Source organism: Aquidulcibacter paucihalophilus (genome assembly GCF_002105465.1).
GTDB lineage: Bacteria > Pseudomonadota > Alphaproteobacteria > Caulobacterales > Aquidulcibacteraceae > Aquidulcibacter > Aquidulcibacter paucihalophilus.
This window is the reverse complement of the sequence record NZ_NCSQ01000004.1, coordinates 1-9,723: the sequence shown is the minus strand read 5'-3', so window position 1 is coordinate 9,723 and position 9,723 is coordinate 1. Positions and strand designations below refer to the sequence as shown.

Annotated in this window: 8 protein-coding genes; 5 read left to right on the top strand and 3 right to left on the bottom strand. The window is 56.2% G+C overall.

Annotation, left to right across the window (positions count from 1 at the left end; all coding sequences use genetic code 11):
• Positions 1 to 288 (top strand): VOC family protein (locus B7364_RS00080; RefSeq protein WP_198533980.1); only part of this gene is annotated, 288 nt, incomplete at its 5' end.
• A gap of 144 nt (positions 289 to 432) precedes the next feature.
• Here the strand turns inward: B7364_RS00080 and B7364_RS00075 are convergent.
• The gene (locus B7364_RS00075; RefSeq protein WP_157893372.1) at positions 433 to 1,260 is read right to left on the bottom strand and encodes an alpha/beta hydrolase; all 828 of its coding nucleotides are present in this window, start codon (positions 1,258 to 1,260) and stop codon (positions 433 to 435) included.
• A gap of 445 nt (positions 1,261 to 1,705) precedes the next feature.
• On the opposite strand from B7364_RS00075, the gene B7364_RS00070 reads away from it, so the two are divergent.
• Positions 1,706 to 2,509: a hypothetical protein gene (locus B7364_RS00070; protein WP_157893371.1), complete on the top strand. Its 804-nt coding sequence runs from the start codon at positions 1,706 to 1,708 to the stop codon at positions 2,507 to 2,509.
• A gap of 487 nt (positions 2,510 to 2,996) precedes the next feature.
• On the opposite strand, the gene B7364_RS00065 is transcribed toward B7364_RS00070, so the two are convergent.
• A complete protein-coding gene (locus B7364_RS00065) occupies positions 2,997 to 3,560 on the bottom strand; it encodes a YqgE/AlgH family protein (protein ID WP_085337903.1) in 564 nt (187 codons plus the stop codon).
• Between the two features lie 248 nt (positions 3,561 to 3,808).
• On the opposite strand from B7364_RS00065, the gene B7364_RS00060 reads away from it, so the two are divergent.
• Positions 3,809 to 4,291 carry a peroxiredoxin gene (locus tag B7364_RS00060; RefSeq protein WP_085337902.1) on the top strand — a complete coding sequence of 161 codons (483 nt, stop codon included), beginning with the start codon at positions 3,809 to 3,811 and terminating at the stop codon, positions 4,289 to 4,291.
• Positions 4,292 to 4,371: 80 nt separating this feature from the next.
• On the opposite strand, the gene B7364_RS00055 is transcribed toward B7364_RS00060, so the two are convergent.
• The gene (locus tag B7364_RS00055; protein WP_085337901.1) at positions 4,372 to 4,803 is read right to left on the bottom strand and encodes a DUF2147 domain-containing protein; all 432 of its coding nucleotides are present in this window, start codon (positions 4,801 to 4,803) and stop codon (positions 4,372 to 4,374) included.
• Between the two features lie 153 nt (positions 4,804 to 4,956).
• On the opposite strand from B7364_RS00055, the gene dnaG reads away from it, so the two are divergent.
• Complete coding sequence (dnaG, locus tag B7364_RS00050; RefSeq protein WP_157893370.1) at positions 4,957 to 6,867, top strand: DNA primase; 1,911 nt, start codon at positions 4,957 to 4,959, stop codon at positions 6,865 to 6,867.
• 221 nt (positions 6,868 to 7,088) lie between these two features.
• Complete coding sequence (gene rpoD / locus B7364_RS00045) at positions 7,089 to 9,050, top strand: RNA polymerase sigma factor RpoD (RefSeq protein ID WP_085337906.1); 1,962 nt, start codon at positions 7,089 to 7,091, stop codon at positions 9,048 to 9,050.
• Positions 9,051 to 9,723: the final 673 nt, after the last annotated feature.

Here is a 9,723-nt window from a genome sequence, read left to right as displayed (position 1 = left end):
GCTCTTGCGACGCCCTCAGATGCGCCATTTTATGCGATCCTTACTCGTTATGCTGATGAATTGCATATCAGCGTAGCGGAAGTCCCGAGTCGTATTGCGCAAGCGTCTTGCATTGTTCTTTGCCAAGATGTCGACGCGCTGTTTGCGAAGTTCGTCGCACGAGGATTGTCTGTTCCAACACGGCAAGACTCGCCCGTTCATCAAGGCCCGATGGATCAGACTTGGGGCACTCGCGAAGTCTATATCGATGACCCAAGCGGCAATACCATCATCTTCCAACAGCGGTAGCAACCGTCCGCTTTCGAGCTCCGCCAAATACCGCCCACCCGGCAACAATTGGCGCATTTGAGACTATCGGTATTTCAACAAAACTTAGCCGATTGCGGATGGTCTGGCTTATTTGGGGGCGGTGGTAAGGCGACTGCAACTACGTCACTTACCGTGTCTAGCGAACGCTTCTCGATAGAAGCCCCAATGACGGTCGCCGAGGGCGGTCAAAAGCCCGATCGGGTCGTGGCCAACCCCCGGAAGAACGATCCAGTCGTGCGGTATTTTGAGCCGAGTTAAGTGTTCATGGAAAGCTCGATTGTTTTGATAGGTCTCGTCCTGGTCGCCAATGACTAGCCGTAGTCGCGAGTTACGGGAGAGTGTTTCAGCGTTTTGTTCAGCGTAGCGGCGCGGGCTCACAGCCTCGAAGCGCTCCTGACTGCCACCATAGACTTCCAAAAGGAGGTCTGCCGCCACGACTCCACTCGCGCGCGGGGTCCTCTCCAGCCTCTCCTGCATTGGCCCGGCACCCATCATGGAAACGCTACCGAAGAGTTCAGGATAAAGAAACCCTAGCCGTCCGGCTCCGTATCCGCCCATGCTGAACCCGTCGAGCAAGCGCCCATCGCGACTGCCTATCGTCGGCCAGTTCGCATCGATATGTGGAACAAGTTCATGAATGATGATTGTCTCGAGCGGCACTTGGCCGTTTGCCCAATCAACGTACATCCCCATCCGGAGTCCATTAACAAAAACCATGAATAAGGGTGGGCACCGCCCAGCAGCGATGGCGTCATCCAACAGCGCAGATAAACGTGCAATGCCCGCAACGCCCCCGCCAGACCCATGCAGCCAATATACCACAGGCAGTCGCCGGGCCGGATCGGCTTTATACGCCGGAGGCGCATAGATGTGGAAACTAACATCAGTTCCTGCGGCCTTGCTTCTGAACGTCCGGAATGACAGCCCGGTGCCCTCGACCTTCGGGGTCACCCACTGAACCGGAGTAAATGGAGATATCCGTCTAGGAGACCGGGCTGGTTGTGCCAGGGTATAACTGCCTGCGGTCAAGCCACATAGGGCGGCACCTAGCGCCAGAAAGTGATTTCGTCGGCTTATCATCCGTGAGAACTCCAGGATCGTTTCTCGGGTAGGTCTTGAACGTGGCAATCGCTCGGTTTCCGTCGTCAGGCATTGGCCGATTGTTGTGGCGAGTAACTTGGCCGCCAGTTCAATGTGTCTGGCTGGGGATGGCATCGTCTACGCCTGCTTCTCGGCAAGTGGCTAAACACCCTAAACCAAACTGGATGTGCAATTTGTGGTAATCCACACCATTACGACGAGTTCACATTTTCTTGTTGGCTCAGATAGACCAAGTGCCTGTCATAAATCTGTTACGCGGTGTACTTTGAACTAACAAGTTATGGAGATGTTGACGATGGGATTATCTTCAATTCGCCGTATTGCCGTACGCGCAGAACGTCCGCTGCTGCCGAGCGATGAGGTCGCGGTCAGGCTAGCGTGCAGCCTCGCCGCAAAGGCGGGGGCAAGCGTTCAGGCCCTAGCTTGCCCAACCAATGTTCTTTCATCTCAAGTCGGCCCTGGCGATGGGTCTCTGGCTGTTGCAAAAACGGAGCTAGAAAGATGGGCGCAAGAGGCAGGTGCGCCAATCGCGGTCCACGATCGGACAAACTTCGCCGAAGGGATTGGGGAGACTTTCGCAACGCTCCTGCAACTGTGCGATCTTGGTATCCTCGGCGCGCCAGCTCAGCAGTCTGCAGGCTTCCGTATGATTGCAAGTACAGCGATCTTTAATGGTGGACCCGTTCTCTTCCTTCCGGAAAGTCACACAAAAACCCAAACGCTCTCGAGGATTTTGGTAGGTTGGAAGCCAGGTGCCGCGGCATCAAGAGCGCTCAAAGCTGCAATTGCCCTAGCTGACGCGGATTGTGAAATCGTAGTAGCCCAAGTCGAAGAACCCGACATTTCGCGCGTTGATGAGTCTGGGATCGAAGCGACCCACTTTGTTGCTGCCCATGGCATATCCGCACGATTTGAGGCCATCTCTGCGCAGGGTCTAAATGCTCACGCCGCTTTGGTCGCTGCTACCAAAGCGTTTGAGGCAGATGTATTAGCAACCGGGGCAATTCGTTATGGTCCAATCCACCAGTCGTTGTTTGGCAGTGTAACGCGAGACTTGCTTGAGGATGGCTTTAGGATTCCAACGCTTTTAGCGGGATAAGTTGCCGCGATAACGTCGTGATCCCAGCAGCTGTTGGGTTAGTGTTATAAGGGCCGGCTTGAATCGCGCTTGCTGGAAATCCGGAAACTGGGACCTATGCCAGGGCAATTCCGGCCTGGGCGATGGTACGACTTGGCTTGGGAGCGTCCGCAAACGTCGATGCGTTTATGCTAAATCTCCTCAGCCATCCAAAGAGGATTATGTCAAAAAATGCCAATTAAGAATGGTTCAAGTTTCAAGTGGCAGAGCAGCACGCGGGTCCAATGTTCGGCACCATAAATGTCCGCTTTCGGGGATTGCTAAACCACCGCCAAGTGACCACCTCTGGCGCAAAGCAGCCCCAAAGCTAAACTCAAAAGCGTGTCGCTGTTGACGGGAGTTGCGCCTCGCACGGTAAGGTGCGTTCGTCACAAATCACGAATTGAAAGGAGCGCGCAACACGGGTTGCGCTTTCTACGCGGGCAACGGCGCAACTCGTGTTGAGCGCTTACGCCCGCCCGGCATTTTGCGAAATCTGCCAAGGCTCCAGCCCAAAACGGCTGATGGCATCCTCCCATTTGTCATCCAGATTGGAGGTGGCAAACACCGCGTCAATATCGCCTTCGGTGACGAGCCATGCATTGTCCATGATCTCGGCTTCAAGCTGGCCCGTATCCCAACCCGAATAGCCCAAAGCCAGTGTCGCGCGGCTGGGCTTTCGGCCTTGGGCGATGGCTTGCAGGACGTCGCGCGTCGCCGTCATACGCAGGCCCCCCATGATGGGCTGGGTCGTCTCATCGCTCGCCCAATCATCGGTGTGGAGCACAAAGCCCCGATCGCGCTGACAGGGACCGCCATCGAGAACAGGGATCGCGGGAACCCGGATCGAGCAGTCGATCCCCAATTGATCGAGAAGGTCTGGCAGTAATAAACGAGGCATCGCCCGATTAATCACAATACCCATGGCGTGGTTTTCATCATGGTCGCACACGAGGATCACCGAGCGTTTAAAGCGACGGTCTGCCATCGAGGGCGTGGCAATCAGGAAGCGTCCCACCAACGAGTTTCTCATAATCGTAATCGTGTTGCCAAAATCCCCCGCTGTCTAGTGCGAATTTCAATTTTTGACGCAAGGGAAGGGGTTCAAATTGTCGCACCCCCGTCTGCCTGTTCAGACAGGTGCGGATAAGGACGGCGCCCAGTTTTGTTCATGGTCACGTCTTTGATTCACACAAGCGATAGACTATCTAGCACGCATGCGGCTGGCGCTGACGCCCTTTGGCGCACGTATGGTTTGGCCGCCATGATGGAGAACGACAGATGACAATCAAAGTAGGCGACAGCCTTCCCGACGCAACCTTCATGGTCCCCACCGCTGACGGTCCAGCACCGCGCACCACCGCAGACATTTTTGCTGGCAAAAAGGTCGCTTTGTTTGCTGTTCCAGGCGCTTACACGCCAACTTGCTCGGCCAAGCATTTGCCGTCCTACAAGGAAAAGGCCGCCGAATTGGCCGCTAAAGGCGTTGATGCCATTGCCTGCTTGTCGGTGAATGATGTGTTCGTCATGGGCGCTTGGGCCAAGGATCAAGGCGTTAGCGATGAGATCATCATGCTGGCCGATGGCAGCGGCAATTTCGCCAAAGCGATTGGCCTTGAAATGGATGCGTCGAAATTTGGCATGGGCGTGCGCTCGCAGCGCTTCTCGCTGGTCGCCGATAATGGCGTGGTGACGCATTTGTTCGTCGAAGCCCCAGCCGAATATAAGGTTTCGGGCGCTGAATATATGCTCGAACATATCTAAGCCGCGCGCAAATCAGCTCTGCGCCAGAGACTGGACAGTTAAACCCCGCCTTCGTGTCAGACGCTGGCGGGGTTTTGTTTTTAAGAAATCGGCGTCCAAGTTTGGCCCACACAAATCGGGCCGACACAGCCTTTGACTTCCAATTTGCCATCGCGCTTCAACCGGAACTCGCTGCGATAGAGCTTGCCTTCGGTTGGGTCATAAATTTGTCCGCCGGTGAATTTGCCGTCTGACCCAGCCGTAAAGCCCGTCAAGATCGCCAAGCCAATAATGGGACGAGAGCGCAATTTGGGGTCGGGATTTTTGGTGTCGGTGGTTGGGGCGTTTTTGTCTGCCTTAGGACCCGGGCCAACAATTCGACCGCAGGTCTTGGTCCCGCAAGCCTCCAGCCGGATGATGCCGCTGCCATTGGCGGTCAACCAGCGCGTCCCGTGTAGGTCGCTGGCGAAGCTGGGCGTGGCCACTAAGGCAGCAAGAAGCGCTGGGGCGATCAAGCGGACAGAATTTTTCATGAGGGGACACCTTAATGGGGGAGGGTAATAATTGAACCTTCCTGCGTCTGTACTGACGGTCAAAAATCAGTTCAAGTGCGAAATAGGGGCGGGACTTCAAACCCTGGTGACTGGGCTGGGGCATGGGCTTGCTGATTCGGGCTGGAAGCCCCATTGTCTAACCCGATGTCCCGCTTTGACCGCCCCTTTATTGACGAAGTGCTGACGCGCGCCTCCATTTTGGATGTGGTCGGTCGCAAGGTCACTTGGGATAAGCGCAAATCCAATCTGTCGCGCGGCGATATGTGGGCTTGCTGCCCCTTTCATAATGAAGCCACGCCCAGTTTCCATGCGTTGGACTCAAAGGGCACCTATCATTGCTTTGGTTGTGGCCAGCACGGCAATGCCATCGACTTCATTATGGCGACCGAGAATGTGCCTTTTCCAGAAGCGGTTGAGCGTTTAGCCCGAGACCTTGGCATTGCGCTGCCCGCTCGCGACCCGGAGGCCATCACAAAGGATGATCAGGCCAAGCGCCTGACTGCAGCATTGGATGCTGCTCGCGCCGCCTTCGCCCAAGCGCTGCGCAGCCCCGAAGGCGCAAAGGCGCGCGCTTATCTCGCCAAGCGCGGCTTGAATGAAGCCGATTGGGACCGCTTTGGTCTGGGCTTTGCCCCAAATAGTCGCTCGTGGCTGAAGGATCGCCTGACGCAAGGCGGCCATCAAGTGGCTGATCTCATCGAAGCGGGCTTGTTAAAAATGCCGGATGATGGTGGGGCACCTTTTGATTTTTACCGTGGCCGGGTGATGTTCACCATCGCCGATACGCGCGACCGCACGGTTTCATTTGGTGCCCGTACCCTCGACCCCGATGGTCAGCCCAAATATCTCAATGGCCCCGACAGCCCTGTGTTCAACAAAAGCCGTAATCTCTACCGCTATGCCCAAGCCCGCGCCACCGCCAAGGATAAGCCGATAGTGGTCGCCGAAGGCTATATGGATGTGATCGCGCTGGAACGCGCTGGCTTCGCCGCCGTCGCCCCCTTGGGCACCGCTTTGACCGAAGACCAATTGGGCTTGATCTGGAAAGCCTCAAAGCGGCCCATCCTGTGTTTTGATGGTGATAAGGCAGGCCTAAAAGCGGCTGAGCGCGCGCTCGATCGGGCTTTGCCCTTGGTATCAGCTGATAAGACCTTGGCCTTTGGCTTTTTGCCCGAAGGCCAAGACCCCGACGACATGATCAAGGCCAAGGGCGCTGCGGGTATCGAAGCTGTCTTTGAATCCGCCTTGGCACTGGGCAGTTTTTTGTTTCAGCGTGAACAGGAGCGCGAGCCCTTGGTCACAGCCGAAGCCCGCGCCGGCCTGCGCAAGCGCCTGCGCCAGCTCACAGGCCAAGTCACCGACCCGGATTTACAGCGTGAACTTAATGAGGATATGCGCCGTAATCTCGATGCGCTGTTTGCGCCCGCAGCGCGGCCAGCCTTTGTCCCCAAAGCGCGCGGGAAGGGGGGAGAGACCGGCCCGATTGGCAGTGCCACGGCTGAATTACGCTTGAAAATCAAAGCAGGGAACGTCCGCCCGAAACGAACCTTGTTGGATCTGGTTGTCGCACCCCTCTTGCGACCTGAGCTGTTGGATGGCCATGAAGAGGCGTTTGCAGGCCTTGTTCTGGACCATCCAGGCTTGAATTTACTGCGCCACGGCCTTTTGGACTTACATCATGCGGGATCCGCTATTGATTTTGAGAGCGTTCGTCTCCATCTGAACCAATTAGGTCAAAGCGAGGCCGTGCGCGTCGTGGATGAGGCGCGCCGGTCGCCGGTTAACCCCCATGCGCGGCCTGAGCTGAGTGTGGAGGAAGCCAAGCGCGCTTGGCTGATCGCTCTTCAACGTTTGGAGACCCATCGGGCTCTGGCGTCGGACGCAGCCGAAGCCGTTTCGGCGGCGGGCAGTGGCGATGAAGCAGCCTTTGAGCGGCTGAAGCGTCTGGTTGGTGAGCGCCGTGCGCTGCGCGCCGACGAGGCCAGCTCTGCTGGGGCATCTATCGTCGGGGGAGAGGCTTTCTCTCTGCCGGCAGAAGATTAGAAGGTCGGCACGTGCTTCAATCAGCACGGGCGGCTGTGCCGTTGTTGACAGCGGCACTTGGTACAGGAACCCCTAGCTGACCTTTTGAAAAAGATCGGCTATAGGGGCAGGAAAATCGGGTTCATGGCAGATTGCCTATAACAGGGCAGGCTGTCAGGGATTACTTATGGCAATCAGGTGCGTCATGTGACGACATGGCGGAACCAAGAGGCGGCACATTCATGGTAGAAAAAGTTGAAGAAGCGCAATCCGCAGACACCCCCGATGCGCCACTTCTGGACTTGAACAATGCTGCGGTGAAGAAATTCATCAAGGCTGGCAAAGTGCGTGGCTGGGTCACGGTCGACGAACTCAACAAAATTCTACCCTCAGAAGATTTCACGTCTGAACAAATCGAAGACGTGATGGCGCAATTGAGCGAGATGGGCGTCAATTTGATTGAAGCCGAAGAAGATGCGCAAGAAGAAGGGGGCGAAGTCGCCACCGTCTCTTCGTCTAACTCCGCCGTCGTCATCCAAACCGGCAATACCAAAGAAGGCCAAGACCGCACCGACGATCCCGTCCGCATGTATCTGCGGGAAATGGGGGCGGTAGAGCTGTTGTCACGCGAAGGCGAAATCGCCATTGCCAAGCGTATTGAGGCAGGCCGCGATGCGATGATCCGTGGCTTGTGCGAAAGCCCACTGACCTTTGAAGCCATCATGGTATGGCGTGACGAATTGCAAACTGGCCGCGTGCTCTTGCGCGAAATCATCGACCTTGAAGCCACTTATGGCGCAGAAAATGCCCCGCCTGTGGTTGAGGATGAGGAAGAGGAAGAAGAAGAAGTCATCTCCAACAGCGATGATGAAGATGATGAAGACGGGGCCCGCGCGGCGCGCGCTGCCCGCGCTGAAGCCGAAGAGGATGAAGGTGCCGCGCTTTCAATGTCGGCCATGGAAGGCGAGCTTCGCGATGGCATCATGGGCATCCTCGATACGGTTGCCGCCCATTTTGACGCCTTCCGTGCCTTAAAGGACCGCTCGCTTGATGCCCGCATTCGTGGTGTTTCCATCACTGATGATGATTTGGCCGCCATGGATGCGCTGCAAAACAGCATCATCGATGAACTCAAGAGCTTGAAGCTGAACAATGCCCGGATCGAGGCCTTGGTTGAACAGCTCTATACGATCAATAAGCGCTCCATCGGTTTGGAAGGCAAATTGATGCGCTTGGCCGAAAGCTGTGGCATTGGCCGTCCAGATTTCGCCAAAGCCTATCAAGGCCATGAAATGGACCCAAGCTGGCTTGATACGGTAAAGGATAAGTCCAAGTCTTGGACCCGTTTTGCGGTCGATCAACGTGACCGCGTGGATGAAATCCGCCAAGAAATCTTCACCCTCGCCCAAGAAACCGGCGTGCCAATCGATGAATTCCGTCGCATTGTGCAGACCGTGCAAAAGGGTGAGCGCGAGGCTCGTCAAGCCAAGAAGGAAATGGTGGAAGCTAACCTCCGCTTGGTGATTTCGATTGCCAAGAAATACACCAATCGTGGCCTTCAATTCCTAGACCTCATTCAAGAGGGTAATATTGGTTTGATGAAGGCGGTCGATAAGTTCGAATATCGTCGTGGCTATAAATTCTCGACCTATGCGACGTGGTGGATTCGTCAAGCGATTACCCGCTCAATCGCGGACCAAGCGCGCACCATTCGTATCCCAGTGCATATGATCGAAACGATCAATAAACTGGTGCGGACGTCGCGTCAGATGCTGCACGAGATTGGCCGCGAGCCAACGCCAGAGGAATTGGCCGAAAAGCTGGGCCTGCCCTTGGAAAAGGTTCGCAAAGTCATGAAGATCGCCAAAGAGCCGATCAGCCTTGAAACCCCCATCGGGGACGAGGAAGACAGCCATCTGGGTGACTTCATCGAAGATAAGAATGCGATCCTACCGGTAGAAGCAGCCATTCAGTCGAACTTGCGCGAAACAACAACGCGGGTTCTGGCCAGCCTAACCCCTCGGGAAGAGCGTGTGCTGCGTATGCGTTTCGGGATCGGCATGAACACCGACCACACATTGGAAGAAGTCGGCCAACAGTTCAGCGTGACGCGCGAACGTATCCGCCAGATCGAAGCCAAAGCCCTGCGCAAACTCAAGCACCCCTCGCGCTCGCGCAAACTGCGCAGCTTCTTGGATAACTAAAGCCCAAGCTGGGGCGTAAATCCCACAGGGGGGCATCCAGCACGGCTTTCGGTGAGTGCTCGTCTTTGTGGCGCAAAGTGCCCTAAGCCTCCGCTCGCCACTGCGTTGAGGCGGGGATGGCATTGCTTGGAAAGTTTTTTGCCTAGAAGCGCTTTGGCGATCCCTATGGTCACCCAACCGCTTCATCCAGTGTGTTCGGGCGATTTGTCGCGTCAAATCGCCCACCAACAAGTGAGTTTGGCCTTTGGGGCAGGCGCAGCCTGCACCAAAGCCTTCCAGATAAAGACCTTTTTCACGGTGTCATCCCGGACGGCGCGAGCCGATCCGGGATCTCGTGTCGCACGTGCGTAACCGGGTCCCCGCTCTGCGCTTCGCTCCGGCGGGGATGGCATTGAGGGGGCGGGGAAAGTTTTTTGTCTCGAAGCGTTTCGGTGATCCCTATGGTCCACCAACAATTGAGTTTGGCCTTTGGGGCAGGCACAGCCTGCACCAAAGCCTTCCAGATAAAGACCTTTTTCACGGTGTCATCCCGGACGGCGCGAGCCGATCCGGGATCTCGTGTCGCACATGCGTAACCGGGTCCCCGCTCTGCGCTTCGCTCCGGTGGGGATGACGGTGGTTTTGGTTAGGTCTTTATCTAGACGCGTTTTGGTGCCCATTCTGGTCACCCAAC